The organism is Campylobacter australis, assembly GCF_050586305.1.
In the GTDB taxonomy this organism is placed as follows: domain Bacteria; phylum Campylobacterota; class Campylobacteria; order Campylobacterales; family Campylobacteraceae; genus Campylobacter_A.
The window spans coordinates 176,758-199,919 of record NZ_JAXUAA010000002.1 but is presented as its reverse complement, the minus strand read 5'-3'; the positions used below and the strand labels follow the sequence as shown (position 1 = coordinate 199,919).

Here is a 23,162-nt window from a genome sequence, read left to right as displayed (position 1 = left end):
ATTAATAATTATTTATCTTTTTAATCATATTTTCATCCTTGCTCCAACCCTTTTTTACTACCACGACAAGCTTAACAAAGACCTTTTTGCCTGTTAAATTTGCAATAAGTTTGCGTGCGTGAATGCCAATACGCTTTATCGTTTCGCCGTTTTTGCCGATGATCATTGATTTGTGGATTTCTCTTTCGGTTATGATGGTCGCATAAATTTCAGTTATATCTGTTTTATCAACTACTTTATCGACCAGAACATCTGTGGAGTAGGGGATCTCATCGCTTAAATTTTCATAAATGGCTTCAAGAATGAACTCGCGAAAGATCTCTCTTTCGTTTGTATTTGTAATAAACTCAGGATCAAAAAAATACTCATGCTCTGGCAAAAGTTTGCAAATTTGCTCCAAAAGTGGCTTTTGATAGGTTTTTTGCTTAGTGCTAAACGGCATCAGAGCGGCAAAGTGGGTTTGAAATTTTTGATACTTGGAAAATTTAGCCAAGACAGCTTCGTTTTTAACTTCATCAACCTTTGTAAGCACCAAAATATGTGGCTTTTGCGGATTTAGCGTAAGAAATTTCTCATAATCGCTCGTATCATCGTGAATGCTTGCTAAAAATACGATCAGATCGCAATCCCCCATCGATTTTATCGCTTCACTGATCATCAGCTGATTTAGCATTTTATCACTTTTGTGAAGTCCGGGCGTATCTATGAAAATGATCTGATCGCCCTCGTGCATCACGATGCCGTTGATTTTGCGGCGAGTGGCGTTTTGCTTGTGCGAAACGATGGCGATTTTTTCGTTTAAAAGGGCGTTTAAAAGCGAGCTTTTCCCTGCATTTGTGCGACCGATTATGCTTACAAAGCCTGATTTCATCTCGACCCCTTAAATTTCATCATAAAATATACCTTGCAAGATCTTGATCTTTGACGACATCGCTCAGTCGCTCACGCACAAGCTCATCAGTCACCACGATGCTCTCACCAGATTTTTCACTTGCCTCAAAGCTAATATCCTCAATCACTCGCTCAATCACCGTATGAAGCCGTCTAGCACCGATATCCTCCATGCTTTCGTTGGCGTTTTGGGCGATTTTAGCGATCTCTCGGATTGCACTATCATCAAATTTTAGCTCGACATTTTCAGTCGCCAAAAGTGCGATGTATTGCTTTAAGAGTGAGTTTTTAGGCTGGGTTAGGATTGCATAAAGTGCCTCTTCATCAAGACTATTTAGCTCAACACGAAGCGGAAAGCGCCCTTGAAGTTCTGGGATAAGATCACTTGGCTTTGAGATGTGAAACGCACCAGCCGCGATAAATAGTATATGATCGGTCTTTATGCTACCAAATTTTGTCGAAACAACAGAGCCCTCTACGATCGGTAACAAATCGCGCTGCACGCCCTCTTTGCTCGGATCTTGGCGACCAGAGTTGCCGCTACTTACTGCGACCTTATCGATCTCATCGATAAAGATTATACCTTCATTTTCGGCGCGTCTTAATGCTTCGGTTTTTATATCTTCGATGTTTAAAATTTTCTCGTTTGCTTCGCTTTCTAGAGCTTTTTTAGCGTCTTTTACCTTCATCTCTTTTTTGACAGCTTTATTTGTCATGCCGATGATTTTGATAAAACTCTCTTGCATTTGAGCCATATCTGGCGGGATATTTGAGTTTTCAGTAAGGGTTGGCTGTTGGATTTCGATCTCAATGCTTAAATCATCTAGATCTCCGCTACGAAATTTAGCTACCATCTTCTCGTAACTTCGCTCGTAATCAGCCATCTTCTCTTCGCTTGCACCTTTTGGAAGTGGCGGCAGGAGCTTTTTTATGATCTTATCTTCGATATACTCTGAAATTTTATCTTGATTTTTTTCGCTTTGCTCCATTTTAACAAGGTTATATGAGGCCATCGCAAGGTCACGAACCATACTTTCAACATCGCGTCCAACAAAGCCAACTTCGGTGTATTTGCTAGCTTCAACTTTGACAAAAGGCAGTCCCATCATCTTTGAAAGGCGACGCGCGATCTCGGTTTTGCCCACGCCAGTTGAGCCTATCATCAGGATATTTTTAGGCATTATATCATCTTGTATCGCCTTTTCTAGCTTCATTCTGCGGTAGCGGTTTCTTAGAGCTATGGCAATGATTTTCTTAGCATCCTTTTGCCCAATGACATAATCATCTAAAAATGCAACTATCTGTTTTGGTGTCATATCCATTAAATTTTATCCTTAATCACATAAGTTTTTATGTTTGTGTTTGTATAGATGCAGATCTCGCCAGCGATTTTAAGGCTTTCTGTGACTAAAATTTCAGCGTCTATATCGGCTAGGCGATCAAGCGCGCGAGCCGCTGAAAGTGCGTAGTTGCCACCACTTCCGATCGCTGCTATCTTGCCATCTTCTGGCTCGATAACATCGCCAGTTCCGCTTAGTAAGAAAATTTTATCTCGGTTAAGGACAAGCATCATCGCTTCTAGTTTTCGTAGATATTTATCCTTTCGCCACTCTTTGCTAAACTCGATCACAGCCTTTAAAAGGTCGCCCTTTGCCTGATCTAGCTTGTTTTCAAACATATCAAAAAGGTTAAACGCATCAGCCGTGCTTCCAGCAAAACCAGCCAAAACTTTACCATCTCTTATACTTCTGATTTTAACGGCATTGCCCTTTAAAATGGTGTTGCCAAAGCTTACCTGTCCGTCGCCGCCGATGACAGATTTATCCTTGCCTTTGTAGGCTAAAATGGTTGTTGCATGAAACACTTACTCGCCCTCTACTTGCAGTTTTAGCTTGGCATGAACGGCGTGTCCGAGCTTAACATCAACATCGTAAATTCCGGTCGCTTTGATCGTGTGAGCGAAGTCAAATGCCTTTTTATCAACGATTAAATGGTGCTTTTCTTCAAGAGCGTGAGCGATTTCATCTTTTGTTACGGCACCAAAAAGTGCGCCATTTGCACCGAGTGGTTTTGAAATTTTAAGTGTGATTTTTTCGATCTCGCCTTTTAGCTTTTCGATGTTTGCTAGTTCGTATTTTAGCTCTTCTGCTTTGCGTTTTTGCTCTGCCTCATATTGGCGTAAAACCTCTGTTGTAGCAGCTTTTGCAAAGCCTTTTCCGATTAAAAAGTTATTGCCGTAGCCATCTTTTACCTCTTTTATCTCACCTGCTTTTCCTAAGCCTTTTACATCTTTGATTAATAATACTTTCAAATTTTATCCTTTCTTATTTACTAAAATTTCTACCCGCTTTTTTGCCGATGATGAAACGAAGTGCATTTAGCTTGATAAAGCCATTTGCGTCCTTTTGATCATATACGCTATCTTCTTCAAATGTGCTAAACGCCTCGTTGAAAAGATTGTCCGTTTTGCTATCGCGACCCAAGATTATGACATTGCCTTTGTAAAGCTCCACTCGCACCGTGCCATTGACATTTTCTTGGCTTTTGTCGATCAAAGCTTGTAGCATTAGTCGCTCTGGCGACCACCAGTAGCCGTTGTAGATTAGTTCGGCGTATTTTGGCATGATCTCATCTTTTAGGTGGGCTGCACCGCGGTCAAGCGTGATACTTTCAATCGCTCTGTGTGCTTTTAGAAGTATCGTGCCGCCCGGTGTTTCGTAGCAGCCGCGACTTTTCATACCGACAGAGCGGTTTTCAGCGATGTCAAGGCGACCGATGCCGTGCTTTGCACCAAGGCGGTTTAACTCGGTTAAAAGCTCGCTCGCACTCATCTTTTTGCCGTTTATGCAGCATGGATCGCCGTTTTTGTAGCCGATCTCGATAATCTCGCTTTCGTTTGGTGCATCTTTTGGATCAGTCGTCCAGCGCCACATATCCTTTTCTGGGGCATTGGCTGGGTTTTCAAGGACTAATCCTTCGTAACTTATGTGAAGTAAATTTGCGTCCATTGAGTATGGGCTTTTACCCGGTTTTTTCTCGATAGAAATGCCGTTTTTTTCTGCATATGCTAGGAGTTTTTCACGGCTATTTAGATCCCATTCGCGCCAAGGAGCGATGATAGTTAAATTCTCGCCAAGTGCGTAATATCCAAGCTCAAAACGCACTTGATCGTTACCTTTGCCAGTTGCTCCGTGGCTTACGCCATTGGCTCCGACAAGCTTTGCGATTTCAGCTTGTCGTTTTGCGATTAAAGGACGCGCGATCGATGTGCCTAGCAGATACTCGCCTTCATATACGGCATTTGCACGAAACATAGGAAATACAAAATCACGCACAAATTCTTCTCGTAAATCTTCTATAAAGATATTTTCAGGTTTTATGCCAAGTTCAAGCGCCTTTTTGCGAGCTGGTTCAAGCTCTTCGCCCTGACCGATGTCAGCGGTAAATGTCACCACTTCGCACTTATACTCATCTTGAAGCCACTTTAAGATAATGCTAGTATCTAATCCGCCAGAGTAAGCCAAAACTACCTTTTTTACATCTTTTTTCATCTGCATCTCCTTGTGTTTTAAATTCTATGATTTTATAAAAAAAATGTTTTAATTAAGCTTTATTTGGCTAAAATCTCGCTATGAGAGTAGATAAATTTTTAAATGTAGTCAATATCACAAAGCGAAGAAGCGTAAGCGAGGATATGTGTAAAAGTGGCGTCGTAAGCATCAATGGCGTGGTCTCAAAGCCCAGCAAAGATGTCAAAATCGGCGATAAAATCACGATAAAATTTCTAGTACGCGAGGCAAATTATCAGGTTTTGGCGATCCCAACAACAAAGTCGATCCCAAAATCCGCTCAAAGCGAGTATATTAAAGAGCTATGAAGATAACGGCAAATTTAGATGAAATTTACAAAGTTGTTGAGCTTTTGCCAGAGCAGGGTGTTGTAATCTTGCAGGGTAACTTAGCCAGTGGTAAAACTACATTTGTGAAGGCTTTGGCAAAATTTCACGGCATAACAGAGGATGTAACATCGCCGACTTTTAGCGTTATGCAAAGCTATGAGGATAGAATTTTTCATTATGATATTTATCAAAATGGCATAGATGCACTTTTAGCAAATGGTTTGTTTGAAAATTTACTTGAAGATGGGCTTCATTTGGTAGAGTGGGGCGATGAGAGGCTGGAAAATTTATTAAAAAAATATGAGTTAAAATACACAAAAATTATTATAAAAACGATAGAAAATGCAAGAGAATATGAGGTAGTTTGTGCATAAGTTACAGATAAAAGAGCTAAAAAAAACGATAAAAAAAACAGACATTATAAAAGGAATTTCGCTTGAAATTCAAAGCGGGGAGGTTGTTGGGCTTCTTGGTCCAAATGGAGCGGGCAAGACGACTACTTTTTATATGATTTGTGGACTTATAAGTCCAAGCAGTGGAGGTGTGTTTTTAGATAGTGTAGATGTTACGACCACTCCGCTACACAAAAGGGCTCAGATGGGGATAGGATATTTGCCTCAGGAGAGCAGTATCTTTAAGGATTTAAGCGTAGAGGAAAATTTACTCCTTGGTGCAGAACTTATATATAAAGATAAAGCAGAATGCATACAAAAGGTTGAAGAAGTGCTAAATCAATTAAATATAGAGCCCATCCGTGAACGCAAGGGCGTTAGTCTTAGTGGTGGAGAGAGAAGACGCTGTGAGATAGCACGAAGCCTTATGATAACGCCTAAATTTTTACTTCTTGATGAGCCATTTGCTGGAGTTGATCCCATTGCTGTTAGTGACATACAAAACATAGTTAGAGAGCTTAAAGAGTATGGTATCGGAGTATTGATAACTGATCACAATGTCCGTGAAACACTTGCGATATGTGATAGAGCTTATGTTATGCGAAGTGGCGAGCTACTTGCTAGCGGTACAGCAAAAGATGTAGCAAATGATAAAAATGTACGCACTCACTATCTTGGTGAAGACTTCAAACTTTTAGAGTAGGGTATGCTACGGCAACATCAAGCACTTTCTGCAAAAACTAAGCTTAATCAAACTCTTCGTAGCTGGCTTCCGATATTGCAAAGTTCGCTTGATGAGCTAAAAGAGACACTTGAGCCATTTGTAAAAAATAACCCTTTTGTTAGTGTTGAGCAAAATAGCTCACACCAAAAGTTAAAGAAAAATTTCTTTAAAGAGCTCAGTAAAAACTCAGTATCAAGTACTCTTGAGGCAACAAGCGTGCAAAAAACAAGCCTTTATGAAAAACTTCTTGAGCAGATAAATCCACCACTTTTTCCTACAACAAAGTCTCAAAATATCGCCTATAAGATCATAGAGTGTATAAATGATGAGGGCTATTTTGAGTATGATGAGCAAATTTTGGGCGAGTTTTGCATGGATGATGTGGATCGTATAAGAGCTAGATTTGCCCATCTTGAGCCAGTTGGTGTGGGGGCAAAAGATTTAAAAGAGAGTTTTTTATTTCAGCTTGAAAGTTTTGAGTATGAGTCAAAAATTTATGAAACTGCAAAAAAAATTATAGAAAATTTCGAAAATATTGAAAATATGCGAAAGCTAAAAAATTACGATGATGCTCTAAAAATTATAAAAAAATTTAAAAATCCACCAGCCATTGAGTATCTTGATGACGAGATGCAAATAGTCCCAGACATCGTCATAATCACGAAAAACGGCGGTATAAGTGTAAGTGTAAATGAGCATTTGTATCCTGAAATTTTGTTAGATATTGATGGTGTAGATGAGAGTGTGGAGTTTGTTGCTAGTCGTGTGCGTGAGGCTAGGGTGCTTATAGATGCTCTTGAGATGCGAAAAGCAACGCTTTATAAGATAGGTTTGATGATAGTTGAGTATCAATACGATTTCTTTTTTGGTGGCGACATTAAGCCCATGAGACTTAAAAATTTAGCCGAGGATCTAGGCAGAAACCCATCTACTATCAGCCGTGCTATCGCAAATAAATACCTAGAGTGCGCACGCGGCACCATACCGCTTAAAAAATTTTTTGCCACTGGGCTTGATGAAGAAATCTCAAATGAGATGGTAAAAGATTTGATATTAGAACTTGTAAAAAATGAAAATCCAAAAAAACCGCTAAGTGATCTAAAAATAGTTGAGATAATAAAACAAAAATTTCAAATCCCTATCGTTAGGCGAACGATTACTAAATACCGCCAAGCACTAAATATAGGTAGCTCTGGCGAAAGGCGTAGGATTTATGAGATAAACGGGTAGGGTGTATTTTAATAAAAATTGATAATGGCTATTTTACTTAAACGCTCATCAAGCTCAGTATTTCTTAAGCGGTATGGTGCCGCGTGCGCACTCTTTTAGTGTTTGGCATAATTTTTAATCAAACACTAAAAGAGCAGGGAGGGGCTTGGGAGTGTTTTTCTGGATGAGAAGGTGGCTAGGCACTTAGGACACGCTCTTGCTCTTTAAAAAGTGGCTTTAGGGCTTCGTATGCAAGTTGAATTTTTTCAAATTGCTTTCGGTAGGCATTTTTTACAATATCTGATTTGTTTGAGTGGCGATCTGGATGATAAATTTTAACCAAGCAAAGATAGCTCTCGCGAACAGCCTCAAAACTACTTCCAACAGCGCATCCAAGGGCTTCAAACTGCTCAGAAAACAGTGATGCCACTGAGTTAAATCTGCTTTTTATCTTTTGAGAAACGCCATTTTTGTAGTTAGTTTTAAACAAATTTAGCTTTTGTGCATCATAAGTAAAGCTTGCTATAAAACGCAAATGCTTAGTGCTTGAAATAAACTCACAAAGTGCCTCTATGTCATCATCTGTTCTCATTTTTAATGTGAGCGTTGAAGTTTTTTCGTTTAGTATATAGTTGCATTTTTCAAAGCTTTTAATAATATAGGTAAAAAACAGCTTATCTTTTTTATCAATGGAAAAAATAGCATTATCCTTTGCAAAATCAACACCTACACAAATCACCTTTGATAGAGTGTTTTGTTGTATATAGTTTAGTTTTATGGTTTTGTATTCAGCAAATTTTATATCGATGGCTTCGTTATTTTCACGCTCATAAAGGCGTTTTATGAATTTTAGAAAATATTTACGCTGAGGCATCTCGTTTTCGTCATAAAACGAGATAGTTTTACCTTTGCTTTTTAATGTTTTGCTAAAATTTTTCTCTATCATTACACGCAAATCAGTATAAATTTTATCATCATCAGTTAAAATACTTAACGACTCAAGCGTATTTTTGATTTTCATAAAAGCTCCAAAAATGTTATTTAGAATGTTTAAAGCAAAAAATGTTCCAAAAACTTTGAAAATAAAATCAGAGTATAAAATTTTTTACTATAAATTTGTATAATAATATGACAAAAGGTTAAATTGCTACTATTTTTCATATTTTGTATTGAAAACTATAATTTTCAAATAAATATATATTTTGCTGCTCTGCTTGCCTTTTGTATTTTAAAACGCCTAAAATTAGCCTTTTTGTAGGCTTTACTTTTTGGATGATAAAAATTTATCCATAAAATTTAGCACATAAAAATACAAAATATTTGACATAAAATTTTCATATATACTTTTTGGTGTTTTCATTATGTTTTTACATTTTTTTGGCTATTATCTATATTTTAAAATTTTAAGGAGAAAAGATGTTTTCATCATTTTTTGCAAGTAAAAAATGGCTACTTTGGGCATATCTTGGACTTGCATTTTTGCTCTGCTCTACTTATGCACAGGTGCAACTTATGGTTGAGATAAATGCCTGGTATAAAGGCTTTTATGATATGCTTCAAAATGTCAAAAACTACAAGATAGATGATTTTTGGGGTGCGATCTCAAAATTCGCAATGATAGCTTTTCCGTATGTTTTAATAGCAACGATAACTAATTATTTTACTCGTGTATGGACCTTTAAATGGCGCGAAGCTATGACTTTTGACTATCTTTGCTACTGGCAAAAAGTTCAAAAAGATATAGAAGGTAGCTCGCAGCGTATCCAAGAAGATATATATCGTTTTGCTAAAATTCTAGAAAGTCTTGGCTCTCAGATCGTTGATGCTATCATGACGCTAATAGCTTTTATTCCAATACTTCTTGCTTTAAGCTCTCAGGTGCAAGTAACTTTTATGGAAAATGTATCTGGTGCTTTGGTGTGGATAGCGGTGGCTACGAGTGTTGGAGGGCTTGCTATATCGTGGTTTGTGGGCATTATGTTGCCTGGACTTGAGTATAATAACCAAAAGGTAGAAGCATCTTTTAGAAAAGAGCTTGTTTATGCTGAAGATGATAAGCTAAATCACGGCGGAACTGAGAAATTTACATCACTTTTTAATGATTTAAAATATAACTATGGTAGGCTATTTTTGCACTATGGATATTTTGATGTGTGGCGCTACTCTTTTAGTCAAGGCATGGTTTTGATACCACTCATAGCTATGGCACCAAGCGTTTTGGCTGGAGCGATAAGCCTTGGTGTCATGATGCAGGCAACAAACGCATTTAGACAGGTGCATGGCAGCTTATCTGTTTTTATGAATAACTGGACGGTTATAACCGAACTTCGTTCAATACATAAGCGTTTAAAGGAATTTGAAGAAAATATAAACTATAAAAAGTAAGCCGTGATGGCTTACTTTGCTTGGCTTGGACCATTTATTGTAGTTATGATATTTATATCATTTAGATACTTTTTGACCGCCGTTTTTATGTCATCACTTGTTATATTTTTAAGTGCATTTTCGTACCATTTTCTATCAAAAAGCTCACCTTCAAAAACAAAATGTCTCATCAAATTTACTAGCCAAAATTCAGCATTTTCTAGGTTTTTTGGTATTTGAGTTAGGCTTGCTTTTTTGAAATTTTGCAGATGTTCTTTGCTTGCGCCCTGCTCTTTTAGACTAAAGATACTCTCATGGATAGCATTTATAACATCATTTAAATTTTTAGGATCAGTACTAAAAGATATGTTGGCAAGGGAGTTTTTGTATGGAAATTTATCCAGCCTAATGTTTGTCGCAAAGCCATATGTTTGCCCCTTTTCCTCTCTTATATTTTCACGCAAGAGAGCACTTAAAACAGAATTTAAAGCCCTAGCCTTTAAGCTTTCTAGTCTTGAGTAAGTTATATTTTTATCTTTAAACATTATGCTTACATCGCTTCTATCCATGGTTTGAAGCTCTTTTTTAAACTCTAAAACCCCTCCCCTACTTCGCACACCATCATCTATAAAATTCTCTTTTTTCCCGTTGCTTGGTAAATTTGCTATATATTTTTGCAAAAGTGGCTCTAGCTTTTTTATTTCAAAGTCACCAACTACAAAAAAGATAAAAGAGCTTGCATTTGTAAATTTATCATCTATGATTTTTTTAAGCTCATGCAAATTTAAAGAATTTATCTCGTTTTCGTTTGGCTCTTTTGTGCGAGGATTATCGTTGTATAAAAATTTAATAAACTCTGTATGAAATTTATACTCTGGGAGCTCTTTACTCTTTTTTAAGCTATCGATAGCTTTTGTTTTTATCTGATTTAAAATGTTTTCATCAAGTCTTGGAGTATTAAACTCAAGCCATATCGCTTGTAAAAGTGACTCAAAGTCGCTAGTTGAGCTAGAGCCATAGTATCCTTGCGTTAGTTCACTAATGCGCTTTTCATAGCTTATGTTTTTTCCGCTTAAAATTTTTGCCAGTTCATAGTTGTTAAACTCGCCAGCCCCACTTTCATTAGATACTTGCACGGCATACATGCTTTTGTGTGGCTGAGCTAAATTTGATGTACCGCCACGGCTTATACCCCAGAGTTCTATTTTATTTTTGTGTGTTTTTAGTTCCTTTAGTACAACTTTTGTGCCATTTTTAAACTCTAAAATCCAAAAATCACCATTTTTATTATGCTCTTTTGTGGCTATTTTTTGTATTTTTAGCTCTTTTGTGGCTAAGCTTTTTGGTAAAATTTTACCGAGCGTGTTTAGATTATGTGGTTTTGCTGTTAAAACTAAACTTTTGTATTCATCGTTTAAAAGGCTAAAGTCTTGGGTGGCTAGTATGTTTAGCTCGCTTGAGTTTAGACTAGTTATCTCGTTAAAACGGTTCATAACTTCATCAAGGCTTATCTCGTTTAAAAGTTTCATGTTTAGCTCAAAACTATCTTTTTCGCTAAGTATAGTGGAGCCGTTTGATAGTGATGAGGTGATGGCATTAAGTATGTTTTGTGACTTTTGATTTTTGGCATTTTTATACCTTGTTTTGGTTAAAGATATAAAATTTTGCCTAGCTATCTCAAAGTCATCTTTGCTAAATCCATGCTCTTTTATGCCTTTTATTAGGCTGTTGATTTCAGTAATTGATGCGTTAAAATCGTTATTTAAAACATTTGCGCCAAATGTATAATAAACCTTTTGGTTGGCTATGACTGGTCGTGTTAGACTTACTTGAAGTGGATTTGTGCTCTCATTTTGACGCTTATCATAAAAACTTAAAATAAGACTTGAGATATAGGCATCAGTTAAAATTTTTCTAGCTACAGCATCGTTTGTGCGCGCTTCATAGCGGTCTATAAACACAAGACTTGCGGAGTTTTGCCCTATCTCTTTGCTATCATAAATATTTATATTAAACCCATTTTGAAATGGTATGGTTTTATCTGGAATTTGATAGTTATTTGTATTTTTGGCAGCTCTAAAATGTGTTTTTATAAGTTGTTCTATCTTTTTGACATCAAAATCACCAACGGCTATAAATTGCATATTTCTTGGCTGATAAACTCTATCATAAAATGCTTTTATCGTTGCCACATCTACATTTTTAACAACATTCATATCGCCTATTGGAAATTTATCAAAGTAGATACTGTCTTTGTATAGATTTTTGGCTTGTTGTAAAAATAGCCTATACCTTGGCGTGTTGCGTTGGCGTTCTTCTTCGATGATGACTCCGCGTTCCTTTTCAAGCTCAGTTGGGTCAAATTTTATCCCATCTATCCAATTGCTAAAAACTTGAAATGCACTTTTTAAATTTTCATCATTTACTGAAATTTCAAGAGTATAAGCCGTTTCATCATAACTAGTATGGGCATTTAAGTCAGCGCCAAATCGCACGCCAAGACTTTCAAGCTTTTTTATAAGTTCGTTTTTGTCAAAATCACGACTACCATTAAATGCCATATGTTCTACAAAATGCGCTAATCCTCGCTCATTAGGTGCTTCATCTATCGACCCAGCATCTATCACTAGATAAAAGTGAGCCGTTTTTGCAGGTTTTGCATTTTGTTTTATGTAATAACTTAATCCATTTTCAAGTTTTGCAGAAAGCAAATCAGGATCTTGCTTAAATGCAAAAAGACTAACAAAAAATAGTAGTAGAAGTAAAATTTCTCTCATTTTTTCTCCGTAAAATAGACCAAAAAAGTAAAAATATGTAAAATTTTATGTATTTTGCATATTTTGTTTGTGATAAATTTTCATAAGCTCATTGACGGCTGTTTCAAGATCGTCTGAACAGATGGTGTGGTCTATGCGTTGTTGTTTTTTATAGACTTTGTCATAGTATTTTTCAAGTAAAATCTCACATACTTTTGCTATGTTGCCATCTTCATATGCATTTATGGCGTCTGATTTTACCTGTGATGAGATAAATGGAGTAATCTTTCGCATGCACTCATAAAAAAACGAGTCATCTATCTTTGCATAGTCTTTCATCGTGCATTCTACGCGCTTTGGCATGCTGGCTATAATTTGGATATTTACGCCATTTCTCATCGCCTCATAAATACTCGCTGGAAGCGTAAGCGCGCCTATACGACGACTCTCACCTTCTATAAAACAAGTTTTTACGGCCTGCTCTTTTAGTGATAAAATTTTTTCAAAAAGCTCATCTTCAAATGCCTTTTGACTCGGCTGTGCGCCACCTATCGCGCCAAAGACTGAGCCTAGGTGATTTGCCATTTTTTCTAAATTTATTGATGGCTCTAGACGCTCAATAAGCTTTGTTTTGTAGCTTCCAGTGTTGCCAAATAGCGTTATGAAATTTATATCACAAGGTGCATTAAGCTCGCGTAAAACATGTTCTCTGTAAGCTTTATAGCCGCCAACTAGACGCACCACTCTATATCCTATCATATCTAAAACATGAGCGATAGAGGATGACCGCATACCACCACGAGCACAGTAAATCCCAACCATCGACCCAACCCGTGAAATTTGGGCTATTTGTTGTAGATGAGTGGCGATATTTTGTGATATATATGTAGCGCCAAGAACCTTTGCGCTGGCTCGATTTTCCTTATAAAGTGTGCCAGTTTCTTTGTGTTGAGCATCATTTAAGGCATAAAAATTTTTAGCCGAAGCTATATTTGAATACAAAAATTCATTTGGCGAGCGAGCGTCAATAAGCAGGTCAAATTCACTTCTGGTCTTAAGCCAGTCTGAAATTTCAAGCTCTATCAGCACGAAAATGCTCTTTTTAGCTTTTCAAAAAGTGGAGCAAAAGGAACGCCATTTACCCTTATATCAGCAATAGTAGTGATAAAATTTGTATCTCTTTCCCAGCGCGGAACAAGGTGGTAATGCACATGTTCGGCGATACCAGCACCAGCCGATGCACCAAGATTCATGCCTATATTTACACCAGTAGCATTTAGCTCTTGTTTTAAAATTCCCACACCCTTTCTTACAAACTTGCTCATTTCTAGCCAAGTAACTTCGTCTAGTTCTTCTATTTTATCAGTATGAGTGTAAGGTATAACCATGAAGTGACCTGGCGAGTAAGGGTAGCGGTTCATCACGCCAAAACAGTGTTTCGCACGAAATATAACACCAAGCTCATCATCTTTTTTATCCTCTTTTATGATCTCACAAAATACGCATCCATCACGCTTTTGTGAAAAATATTCAGCTCGCCACGGAGCGCACAAGTGATCCATTATACCTCTCCTTTTATTTTTCTAAGCGCATCTAAAATACTATTTTGTCGCATAAAATGTTCGCCTATCAAAAAGGCATCAACTCCAAGTTTATTTAGCCAAACAAGTTGTGAGTGTTCATATATCCCACTCTCTGCGACGATTATTTTATCATTTCCAATAAGTGGCACTAGTCTTTCACAAAGGCTCATATCCATATCAAATGTTTTTAAATTTCTGTGATTTATACCAATAATCTTAGCATCTGCATAAAGTGCTTTTTGTATGTCATCTTCATCGTGAGTTTCAACAAGAGTGCAAAGTCCAAGTGATATAGCATAGTCGTTTAGTTGTTTTAGATCTGACTTTTGCAGCGCTTTTGCGATAAGCAGAACAAAGTCCGCTCCATAAATGAGTGCTTCTAGGATTTGATACTTATCTATGATAAAATCCTTTCTTAGTAAAGGCGTTGCACTGTAACGGCGAATTTGTGTAAGATACTCCAAATTTCCTTGAAAAAAGTGAGGCTCTGTAAGTATGCTCATGGCATTTGCGCAAGCACTTTCATACTCTTTTGCTATGGCAAGCGGATCGAAATTTTCTCTTATAACACCCTTGCTAGGACTTGCTTTTTTAACTTCAGCTATTATGCGAAATGGCTCGTCTGGTGTGCTTTTTAGTGCAGATACTACATCTCTTGGCTTGTAATGGTTGGCGCTAAATGCCTTTTCTAGCCACGCTTGCGGATAGGAAAGCTTTCTTTTTTGTAAGTCAAGTTTGGTTTGGTTTAAAATTTTATCAAGTATCACTATTTTTCCTTGCATTCATCTATGGCTTTTTTGTGTTTTATGGCTTCATCGTCTTTAGCAAATTCCTCATCTTTTAAAGCCTTAGTCATCTCTTCTTTGGCTGCTTTACATTTTCCAAGCTTATAATATCCCCACGCCAAAGAGTCTATATAATACACCGAATCTGGCTCAAGCTCAAGTGCTTTTTTAACTAGCTCAATGCCCTTTTTTATATCAATGTCATGATCTATTAGCAAGTATCCATAGTAGTTAAAGTAAAGCGCATCGTTTAGTGAACTCACGCTAGCTTCAAAGTTTTCTATGATGTTTTTTAATGTTTTTTTATCTGGCTTTTCTCTAGCGTTTTCATACTCATAAATAGCCATTAAAGCTTGCATTTGTGGCTCTTTTGTGCGTTCAAATGAGCTTTTTGCAAGGTCATAAGCTTTTTTAAATTCTTTTAGCTCAGCATATCCTTTTGAAGCCAGCTCATCATTTATGGGATTTGATTTTATAAGCTCTTCAAAACCCTTTGTATCTCCTGCTATTATGTAGGCACTAAGGGCTCTTTTGAAGTGACTTTCATCTTCGCTTAATCTAAAAAGCTCCTTGCTTGTGTTTGCGACTAGGTCAAATTTTTTATTATTAGCATAAATTTCAGATAGCGTTTCGCAAACATTTATTGTGCAACCATTGCGAGTTTTAAAATTTTCAAGATATTTTTGTGCGGTTTTGTCATCTTTTGTTTTTGAAAGTAAAACGCTTGCTAGTCTCATTACGCTCTCTTCGCTACCATCAAGCTCATAGGCTTTTTTAAAGCTTTTTATCGCTTCTTTTTCATTATCTGTAAAGATGTAAATTCCACCAAGTATGATAAAGTTTCTAGCGTCTGTTTTTTCCTTTTTTATAAGCTCAAGTGCTATCTTTTTTGCTAGTTCAAACTCACCTTTTGAGATGTGTTGTATGATGAGCATGCGGTTAAATTCAGTGTCGTTTTTAAGTTGATTTTTGCCCTTTTTTAAAAGTTCATCTAGTTTTTTGGTATCTTGAGAGTTAATGGCAAGTCTGATAGCTTCTTTTATATATGCGCCATCTTTTGTTGTGTTAAAAAGTTTTTCATAAATTTTCATCGCCTCAATATTTTTACCCTCATCAGCTAGCATAAGTGCCTTTAGAATCTCTAAATTTTGCTCATTTGATAGCGATTGAAGTGGTAAAAAAAGTCCAAAAATAAGTGTTATAAAAATTTTACGCCAATACATTCTTGCTTTAACTCCTCTAAATTTGTCTTAAAATGCTCCCAAAAAGGAAAGCTTCTGCACTGCTTTGGTCTGTACTCATAAATTCCACAATTTTGCTCTTTTTCGTCAAAAAATATACAAGCCTGACCGCCTTTATAGGGTTTTTCTTTTATACTAAATTTTCCTTTGTATATAAATAAAAACTGCTCTTTAAACTGTTCTATCTCAAAATTTAAATATTTTGCAAGAGCTGCTATCTCACTATCGTCAATCCATATTAGTCCGCTATCTCCAGTGCAACACTTGCCACCACAGCTTTGACAAAAACTCGGGTCAAATTCCCATGCAAAGCCCTCAGCCCTTAACATCATAGTCCTCACTTAATGTATTGGCTCGCTTAAAAATTTCTTCTGCCTTTTTTGAATGCTTACCATTTTCTTGCATAAAAAGTGGCGCTAAAACCGTGCATTTTGAGTGCGAGTTTTTTTGTGCTTTAATTAAAACTAGTTTTGATGGCTCGTTATTTGTAGAATGGACAAATTTTAGCGCAGTTGGCTTTAACTTTAATGTGTGAAATTTGATAAAAATCTCATCTATCGCTCTACTTTCATAGCAAAAATAAAGTGTTCCATTGGGCGTTAAATGGCTATTTGCCACGCTTAAAAACTCATCAAGTTTTAGATGTTTTGCATATCGGCTTAGGTTTATATGTTCGCTTGTGCTCTCTAAGACTCCCTCACTATAAAATGGTGGGTTTAGCACGATATTTTCAAAACGATCATCACTTTTAAATTTTCTAAAGTCAATCGTTTGAAAATTTGCTTCAAGAGTGTTTAATCTTGCATTGTGTGTTGAAATTTCAGTGTTTATATCTTGTAAATCAATTCCAAAAAGAGAAATTTTAGGAAAATCTCGCTTTAGCAAAAGCCCTAGTATCCCACATCCGCAGCCAACATCAAGCACTTTATGTTTAAGACTTTGAAAAGATGAGATAAAGTCATACAAAACAAGCGTATCTGAGTTGTAGCGATAGCCATTTTTAAGCTGTGCCAATCTCATCTATAAGCCTTTATGATAAAGCCACGAGAGCTTGAGCGAAGTACTATTTCGCTACTTATACTTATGCGTGCAAAGTCACCAAATTCGTCCCTTATAAGACTAGCCGCAACCATAGCGCGCTCTTTGCCAACACCATAATTTACATATTTATTAAGTGTATTAAGCTCATCTTTTTTGAGCATTTTTTTAGCATCATAAGGCATTGCAAAAGACTTTTCATCTACAATAGGGACGATCTCATAGATGTAGTTTGAGTTATAGCGCTGCAAAAATTCGCTTAAGCGGTTTTTGCACATTTGGCTTGGAGTGTTTTGCATGTCCATATCTAAACACTCAAATTTTTCTACAAAAACAAGCTTTTTAGGCACTTCTGGCTTTGTTTGTGTTTGCAATATCGCTCGTAAATTCGCATTTTCATCTTCAAGACGATCTTGATTGTTTAGGCTTGCTTCGATGTCTTGAGTTAGCTCTTCTATGCGTTTATAATACTCAGCACTACTCATCGCGTCTTTACTAGTTTTTGAAATTTGTAATGTGAGTGACTCTATGGTTTTGTTGTTTTCATTTAACAAGGCTTGGTTTTTGCGTAGTTGTTCTTCAAGCTCTTTGATACTTTCGTTTATTTTTACACTCTCGTCTTTTTTAAAATTTGATAACTCTTTTTTGAGTGCAGCTATTTGTAGATTTAAAATTTCATAGTTTCTAGCATCGACTTTTGTTGACTTTTCAAGTTTTTTAAGCTCACTTTTTGCGCTTATAAGTTCATCTTTTACGATGGTTGCATTGCCTTCTAAATTTCTAATATTTGTATTTTTTATATCAACTATATTTTTTAAGTCATTTACGCTTTTCATAAGCTCTGCAATAGTGTCGTTTTTTATCTCAATCGTGCCATTTAGCTCTTTGTTTTCACTGCTTAGCTCAGATATGATCTTGTTTAAAGACTTTGTTTTATTTTGTTCGCTCATTAGGTTTTGGCTTATTAGTTCTAGCTCTTTTTTTGTTTTATTAAAGTCTAAATTTTCACTTAAAAGCCCAACTAGTGTTGAGTCTAGCTCTTTGCTTTTTTTTTCGACATTTTCAAACATTGTTTTTGTTATATTTGCTAAATTTATACTTGCATTTAGCTCTTTTTTTAGCGCACCTATCTCGTTTTCAAGATCTATTATCTTATTTGATTTTCTTGAAAGTTCATCTTCTAGTGTTGTTTTTTGCATTACAAAACCATCTTGTATGTCTTTTATGCTCTTGTTGGCATTGATTTGCATAGTTTCAAGCTCTGTTTGTTGGTTTTGCAGCTGTGTTTTTAGGGCATTTAACTCAGTATTTATCGTGCTAAGTTCTAGTTTTTTGGCTTGTATATCGTTGTTTAGTTCGAAATTTTGCCTTTTTAAAGTAGTTTGATTTTCATCACTTTGTCTTATAAACTCAGCAAAAGCTTCGCGCTCATTGCTTTGATTTCTATCAACATCAAGACGAAATTTTACCATCTCATTTTCCAGGATAGCTATGCGTTTTTCATAGTTTGAGATACTGTTAATGCCCTCTTTTTGAACTTCGTTTAGCTCTTTTGTAAGTCGCTGAATATTTTCATAATGCTGACTTTCTTGTCTATTTAAAAGCTCTTCATTTTTTGCATTTAGCATACTTTTTTGATATTCAAGTTCTGCCTTTATACCCTCTAGTTTTTCTATGAGTGCTAAATTTTTTTCACCAAGATCTATGTTATCAGCTACTAGAGCTTTGTTTTGACTTAAAAGCTCTAAAATGCTAGTGCCATTATCTTCACTTACAGCAAAATTTTCACTATAGCTTTTTGGAGTTATGTAACCACCATACTCGTAAAGATCGTCTTTGTTTATATATCTTTCTTTTTCAGCTTGAGGCAGATCTGAGAATTTTAGTGGGTAAATTTTGTACTCTTTTTGTGTAGTCTGCTCATTTTGCTGGGGCTGACCAAAGTTTTTGCTTAAAAATGGTAGTGCAAAAAATACAATAAGGCATAAAATAAGGATAAAGACAATCTTATAGATATTCAAATTAGCCTCGTTTTGATAATATATCTTTTATAACACTATGTGCATGATTTAGCGCAACAACGATAGAGCCGCCATTTTTAAGTACCAAGTCACCACCTATATAAAGCCCTTTTATGTTGCTTTCAAAATTTTGATCTACTTCTGGGTTGCCTTTTTCATCGGTTTTGATACCACATTTTTGTAAAAAATCAACTGGACTTGAGCCACCTATGGCATAAACCACTCTATCATATACACGAATTTTGCCATTATCAAAATGCACTCTAACCTTGCCAGACTCGTTTTCTATCTGAGTTATGTCATGATTTAGTCGAACTTTTATCTTGTCCTTTTTCTCAAGTGCCCACAATGCTTCTTTGTTGGTTTCATTTGCACGGGAAAAGTTATCTTTTCGGTATGCGATGGTTGTTTTGTTGTACGCACATAGCTCAATCGCATACTCTACTGCTGAGTTTCCGCCACCAACGACTAAAATTTTCTCTTTGCTAGAGCAGTTGTTTAGATTAAAATTTACCACTTCGTTTAGAGATGGTGGGATTTTGTAATCTGGCTTATTTGGTCTTCCCATTTTACCAATAGCAATTACTACATTTTTAGATAACAAGTCGCCTTTGGCTGTTGTAACTACAAAAAATTCATCTGAATTTTTCTTTATCATCTCAACTTCGGAGTTAAAAAAAACTTCTATCTTTCCATCGTCAAGAAGCTTATCGAAAAAATCAAGTGTACTCTCTTTCGTGCCATCTTCAAAGGCTACGATACCATGTATAGTGCTTTCTTGACCTTTGTACTCTTTATCTACACGCTTGTTGTCTTTATAAAATTTTCTAATGGTTTGCATATGGTTGTCGCCTTTTTCAAGTAGCACAACATGCTCAAATCCAGCACCTTTTGCTTCAACGACGCAGGCTATACCGCAAGGTCCACCGCCTACGACGACTAAATCATAAACATTTGACATCTTTTACCCCTTTTTGTTTGAGTTTTTTAAGAAATTCTGCTATTAAAAACGCAAGCTCAATTGCCTGATCAGCATTTAACCGTGGGTCACACTGCGTTTCATATCTATTTTTAAGTGTTTCGTCAGTAACATTAAACGATCCCCCAGTGCATTCAGTGACATCTTGTCCTGTCATCTCAAGATGCACGCCACCAGCATGCACGCCTTCAGAAGCACAAATTTCAAAAAAGCTACGAACTTCGCTTGTTATCTTGTCAAATTCGCGAGTTTTGTAATTTGTTGAGCTTTTTGTTGTGTTTCCGTGCATAGGATCTATACTAAATAGTATCTTTAGCCCATCAGCCTTGCATTCTCTTAAAATTTTAGGCAACTTTTCGCCTATTTTATCTGCACCCATTCTTATAATGACATTAAACCTTCCAGCTTCATTTTGTGGATTTAGCTTTTGGCTTAGTTTTTTTATGTCATCGCTAGTTCCATTTGGTCCTATCTTTACGCCAAGTGGGTTTTTTACACCACTTAAAAAGTGTACATGAGCATCATCTATGCCACGAGTTCTCTCGCCTATCCACAGCATATGAGCCGAGCAGTCATACCACTCACCGCTTAGGCTATCTTGCCTTGTAAGTGCCTCCTCATAAGGTAGCAATAATGCTTCGTGTGATGTATAAAATGCTGTTTGGCTAAGGGTTGGTGTATTTTTTGAGTTTAGTCCACATGCTTGCATGAAGTCCAGTGTTTGTGTTAAATTTTCAGCTAGAGTGGCAAATTTTTCGTTTATTTCCGCACGCCTTACAAAGCCTAAATTCCACTTATGGACCTGATGTAAGTCAGCCAAACCACCCTGAGAGAATGCCCTAAGTAGGTTCATAGTGGCTGCTGCTTGATGATAGGCTAGTTCCATTCGCTTTGGATCTGGTACACGCGCAAGCTCGTCAAATTCAAAGCCGTTTATAATGTCGCCACGATAGCTTGGCAGACTAACTCCATTTAAGACCTCTTCATCTGAGCTTCTTGGTTTTGCAAACTGTCCAGCCATACGACCGACCTTAACTATAGGGCAACTACCTGCGTATGTAAGAACTATCGCCATTTGAAGGATAACTTTAAACATATCTCGAATGTTATTTGCGTTAAAATTCATAAAACTTTCAGCACAATCACCACCCTGAAGCAAAAATGCCTTTCCTTCACATACATTAGCAAGCTCAGACTTTAAATTTCTAGCTTCGCCGGCAAAGACTAGAGGTGGAAAGCTTTGAAGTCTTTTTTCAACTTCTTGTAGCTCGTTTTGATCTAAGTATTTTGGTTGCTGAAGTATATTTAATTTTCGCCAACTCTGCCTACTCCACTCCATAAAATTCCTTAATATATAAATTTAAAGCAAAGATTATAACATTAAAAAGCTAAATTTAAACAACTTCAACTATAATTGCCACTTTAAAAGTGTGGTTTTGGGTAAAATTTGTTAAAAGGAGCTGGTGTGAATTTTAATGATAAGCGCACGCAAGGGTATTTGCTAACAGCGCTATCGTTTTTTATGTGGGGTATGTTTCCACTATTTTTTAAGCTTTACGATAAAAATGTTGACTCCTATGAAATTCTCATTCATCGCATTATATGGTCGGTTGTTTTCTTGGGGGTTTTTATTATTTTTCGTAAAGAGTTGGGTCAAATTTTAGAAATTTTAAAAGATAAAAGATTGCGCAATACTCTTTTTTTAAGCGGCTTGATGATAAGTACTAACTGGTGGATATATGTTGTAGCGGTAAGTCATGATCAAATTTTACAAGCAAGTCTTGGGCAGTTTTTAATGCCGCTTATTAGTATGGGGCTTGGTGCTTTAGTGCTTAAAGAGCCGCTTAACAGAGCGTTAAAAGTTGCTATATCTATCGTTTTTATAGCGGTTTTTATACAAGTTTATGCACTTGGTGAGTTTCCTTATATTGCGCTAATACTAGGCTTTACATTTGGGTTTTATGGACTTATTAGAAAAAGAGCAAAAATAGCTGCAGTAGCTGGAATTTTTATAGAAGCTCTACTTCTTTTACCTTTATCTCTTGTTTATTTTTTTTATTTGCAGACAAATGGGCAAAATCATTTTGGGATAAATGCAACTGGTGTTTTGATGATATTTTCTGGTGTTATCACGGTTGTTCCTTTGGTGCTTTTTAATATAGGAACCGAGCGTATAAGCTTAACAACTATTGGCTTCATGCAATACATTATCCCTGCGATGTCTATTGGTTTTGGAGTGTATTTTGGCGAGGAGCTTGGAGTGGCTAAAATTTTATCCTTTATGCTCATTTGGATAGCTATCATGATAGTTACAGTATATGGGTTAAGGCAAAAAAGAGTAAAAAATGCCCAAAGATGAACAAACAAAAGGCTTTTTATATGCATTTTTAGCCTTTCTTGGCTGGGGTGTTTTATTTCCGATATATTTTAGTCTTTATGATGGCGTAGGTTCTTATGAGGTGCTTATACACCGCATAATATGGTCTGTATTTTTTATGGCTATATATCTTGGACTTAGTGGAGGATTTGCTAAAATTTTAAACCTTTTAAGGCAAAAACGCACACGCAATGCTCTTTTTTTAAGTGGAATTTTAGTTAGTTTTAACTGGTGGATATATGTTTATGCTGTTGGTAGCGGACAAATTTTAGAAGCTAGTCTTGGCTATTTTATAAACCCTTTAATGAATATGTTGCTTGGTGCGATCGTGCTTAAAGAGCGACTAAATACGGCTTGTAAGTTTGGCATAAGCATAGTTTTTTGTGCTGTGGCTTTTCAGATTTATCTACTTGGTTCTTTGCCTGTTATTGCGATATTTTTGCCACTTTCATTTGCACTTTATGCTCTTGTTAGAAAGCAAATAAAAGTGCAAGCTATGCACGGGCTTTTTATAGAAACACTACTTGTTTTACCGTTTTCTTTGATTTATTTTGCATATATTTTTATGAGCGGTGAGAGCCATTTTGGAGTAAATTACAACGGCTTTTTAATGGTATTTTCAGGAATTTTGACTATATTTCCGCTTGTTGCTTTTAATGCCGCAGCAACAAGGATAAGTCTAACTTCGCTTGGCTTTATGCAGTATCTTAGCCCTACTCTTGCCGCTTTGGTGGCAGTCTTTGTTTTTAATGAGGATATGAGTACAAGTAAAGCTGTATCGTTTGGGTTAATTTGGTTGGCGATAACTATGGTGAGTATTGAAGCGATATTAAAAAGCAAGAAAACAAAAGGGATAGACATATAAATTTAAGCCTATATTTGATATAATCAACTCTTTTGATTT

Annotated in this window: 23 protein-coding genes; 7 read left to right on the top strand and 16 right to left on the bottom strand. The window is 36.4% G+C overall.

The features are described from left to right. Position 1: 1 nt before the first annotated feature. From era to U5B17_RS03895, 5 genes are read right to left on the bottom strand one after another with little or no spacing between them, the layout of a single operon-like run. Positions 2 to 871 (bottom strand): GTPase Era, encoded by an 870-nt coding sequence (era, locus tag U5B17_RS03915; RefSeq protein WP_430804069.1) that lies wholly within the window; start codon positions 869 to 871, stop codon positions 2 to 4. A 19-nt stretch (positions 872 to 890) separates the two neighbouring features. Then, on the bottom strand, positions 891 to 2,213 hold the full coding sequence (gene hslU, locus U5B17_RS03910) for an ATP-dependent protease ATPase subunit HslU (RefSeq protein ID WP_430804068.1): 1,323 nt from the start codon (positions 2,211 to 2,213) through the stop codon (positions 891 to 893). Then, entirely contained in the window at positions 2,213 to 2,755 is a 543-nt protein-coding gene (hslV, locus tag U5B17_RS03905; protein WP_430804067.1) for an ATP-dependent protease subunit HslV, read from the bottom strand. Before hslV ends, hslU begins: the two co-directional genes overlap by 1 nt. Next, positions 2,756 to 3,202, bottom strand: a complete 447-nt coding sequence (gene rplI, locus U5B17_RS03900; protein WP_430804066.1) for a 50S ribosomal protein L9 — start codon at positions 3,200 to 3,202, stop codon at positions 2,756 to 2,758. A gap of 13 nt (positions 3,203 to 3,215) precedes the next feature. Continuing rightward, a complete protein-coding gene (locus U5B17_RS03895; RefSeq protein WP_430804065.1) occupies positions 3,216 to 4,442 on the bottom strand; it encodes an argininosuccinate synthase in 1,227 nt (408 codons plus the stop codon). An 80-nt stretch (positions 4,443 to 4,522) separates the two neighbouring features. On the opposite strand from U5B17_RS03895, the gene U5B17_RS03890 reads away from it, so the two are divergent. Genes U5B17_RS03890 through U5B17_RS03875 form a run of 4 tightly spaced genes read left to right on the top strand, consistent with a single transcriptional unit; the run spans position 4,523 to position 7,135 of the window. Beyond that, positions 4,523 to 4,768: an RNA-binding S4 domain-containing protein gene (locus U5B17_RS03890; RefSeq protein WP_430804064.1), complete on the top strand. Its 246-nt coding sequence runs from the start codon at positions 4,523 to 4,525 to the stop codon at positions 4,766 to 4,768. Next, the gene (gene tsaE, locus U5B17_RS03885) at positions 4,765 to 5,163 is read left to right on the top strand and encodes a tRNA (adenosine(37)-N6)-threonylcarbamoyltransferase complex ATPase subunit type 1 TsaE (protein ID WP_430804063.1); all 399 of its coding nucleotides are present in this window, start codon (positions 4,765 to 4,767) and stop codon (positions 5,161 to 5,163) included. Before U5B17_RS03890 ends, tsaE begins: the two co-directional genes overlap by 4 nt. After that, complete coding sequence (lptB, locus tag U5B17_RS03880) at positions 5,156 to 5,884, top strand: LPS export ABC transporter ATP-binding protein (protein ID WP_430804062.1); 729 nt, start codon at positions 5,156 to 5,158, stop codon at positions 5,882 to 5,884. Before tsaE ends, lptB begins: the two co-directional genes overlap by 8 nt. Positions 5,885 to 5,887: 3 nt before the next feature. Beyond that, the gene (locus tag U5B17_RS03875; protein ID WP_430804061.1) at positions 5,888 to 7,135 is read left to right on the top strand and encodes an RNA polymerase factor sigma-54; all 1,248 of its coding nucleotides are present in this window, start codon (positions 5,888 to 5,890) and stop codon (positions 7,133 to 7,135) included. A 175-nt stretch (positions 7,136 to 7,310) separates the two neighbouring features. On the opposite strand, the gene U5B17_RS03870 is transcribed toward U5B17_RS03875, so the two are convergent. Next, positions 7,311 to 8,135 carry an adenylosuccinate lyase gene (locus U5B17_RS03870; RefSeq protein WP_430804060.1) on the bottom strand — a complete coding sequence of 275 codons (825 nt, stop codon included), beginning with the start codon at positions 8,133 to 8,135 and terminating at the stop codon, positions 7,311 to 7,313. A 395-nt stretch (positions 8,136 to 8,530) separates the two neighbouring features. Between U5B17_RS03870 and U5B17_RS03865 the strand changes: the two genes are divergently transcribed. Next, positions 8,531 to 9,499 carry a putative transporter gene (locus U5B17_RS03865; protein ID WP_430804059.1) on the top strand — a complete coding sequence of 323 codons (969 nt, stop codon included), beginning with the start codon at positions 8,531 to 8,533 and terminating at the stop codon, positions 9,497 to 9,499. Positions 9,500 to 9,510: 11 nt separating this feature from the next. On the opposite strand, the gene U5B17_RS03860 is transcribed toward U5B17_RS03865, so the two are convergent. The 10 genes from U5B17_RS03860 to U5B17_RS03815 are packed head-to-tail and all read right to left on the bottom strand — an operon-like array spanning position 9,511 to position 21,220. Further along, positions 9,511 to 12,255 (bottom strand): M16 family metallopeptidase, encoded by a 2,745-nt coding sequence (locus U5B17_RS03860; protein ID WP_430804058.1) that lies wholly within the window; start codon positions 12,253 to 12,255, stop codon positions 9,511 to 9,513. A gap of 45 nt (positions 12,256 to 12,300) precedes the next feature. After that, on the bottom strand, positions 12,301 to 13,323 hold the full coding sequence (mnmH, locus tag U5B17_RS03855) for a tRNA 2-selenouridine(34) synthase MnmH (RefSeq protein ID WP_430804057.1): 1,023 nt from the start codon (positions 13,321 to 13,323) through the stop codon (positions 12,301 to 12,303). Continuing rightward, a complete protein-coding gene (locus U5B17_RS03850; RefSeq protein WP_430804055.1) occupies positions 13,317 to 13,796 on the bottom strand; it encodes an HIT family protein in 480 nt (159 codons plus the stop codon). The genes mnmH and U5B17_RS03850 overlap by 7 nt, the downstream gene beginning before the upstream one ends. After that, a complete protein-coding gene (trpC, locus tag U5B17_RS03845; protein ID WP_430804053.1) occupies positions 13,796 to 14,584 on the bottom strand; it encodes an indole-3-glycerol phosphate synthase TrpC in 789 nt (262 codons plus the stop codon). Before trpC ends, U5B17_RS03850 begins: the two co-directional genes overlap by 1 nt. Then, positions 14,584 to 15,825, bottom strand: a complete 1,242-nt coding sequence (locus U5B17_RS03840) for a tetratricopeptide repeat protein (RefSeq protein WP_430804052.1) — start codon at positions 15,823 to 15,825, stop codon at positions 14,584 to 14,586. The genes trpC and U5B17_RS03840 overlap by 1 nt, the downstream gene beginning before the upstream one ends. Continuing rightward, positions 15,801 to 16,172: a YkgJ family cysteine cluster protein gene (locus U5B17_RS03835; protein WP_430804051.1), complete on the bottom strand. Its 372-nt coding sequence runs from the start codon at positions 16,170 to 16,172 to the stop codon at positions 15,801 to 15,803. The genes U5B17_RS03840 and U5B17_RS03835 overlap by 25 nt, the downstream gene beginning before the upstream one ends. Then, entirely contained in the window at positions 16,159 to 16,863 is a 705-nt protein-coding gene (locus U5B17_RS03830) for a tRNA1(Val) (adenine(37)-N6)-methyltransferase (RefSeq protein ID WP_430804050.1), read from the bottom strand. Before U5B17_RS03830 ends, U5B17_RS03835 begins: the two co-directional genes overlap by 14 nt. Further along, positions 16,860 to 18,902 (bottom strand): hypothetical protein, encoded by a 2,043-nt coding sequence (locus tag U5B17_RS03825; RefSeq protein ID WP_430804049.1) that lies wholly within the window; start codon positions 18,900 to 18,902, stop codon positions 16,860 to 16,862. The genes U5B17_RS03830 and U5B17_RS03825 overlap by 4 nt, the downstream gene beginning before the upstream one ends. Position 18,903: 1 nt before the next feature. Further along, on the bottom strand, positions 18,904 to 19,863 hold the full coding sequence (locus tag U5B17_RS03820; RefSeq protein ID WP_430804048.1) for an NAD(P)-binding domain-containing protein: 960 nt from the start codon (positions 19,861 to 19,863) through the stop codon (positions 18,904 to 18,906). Then, positions 19,847 to 21,220, bottom strand: a complete 1,374-nt coding sequence (locus tag U5B17_RS03815; protein WP_430804047.1) for a class II 3-deoxy-7-phosphoheptulonate synthase — start codon at positions 21,218 to 21,220, stop codon at positions 19,847 to 19,849. Before U5B17_RS03815 ends, U5B17_RS03820 begins: the two co-directional genes overlap by 17 nt. Before the next feature lie 126 nt (positions 21,221 to 21,346). On the opposite strand from U5B17_RS03815, the gene rarD (U5B17_RS03810) reads away from it, so the two are divergent. Beyond that, entirely contained in the window at positions 21,347 to 22,240 is an 894-nt protein-coding gene (gene rarD / locus U5B17_RS03810) for an EamA family transporter RarD (protein WP_430804046.1), read from the top strand. Further along, the gene (rarD, locus tag U5B17_RS03805; RefSeq protein WP_430804045.1) at positions 22,227 to 23,123 is read left to right on the top strand and encodes an EamA family transporter RarD; all 897 of its coding nucleotides are present in this window, start codon (positions 22,227 to 22,229) and stop codon (positions 23,121 to 23,123) included. Before rarD (U5B17_RS03810) ends, rarD (U5B17_RS03805) begins: the two co-directional genes overlap by 14 nt. Positions 23,124 to 23,162 lie beyond the last annotated feature (39 nt).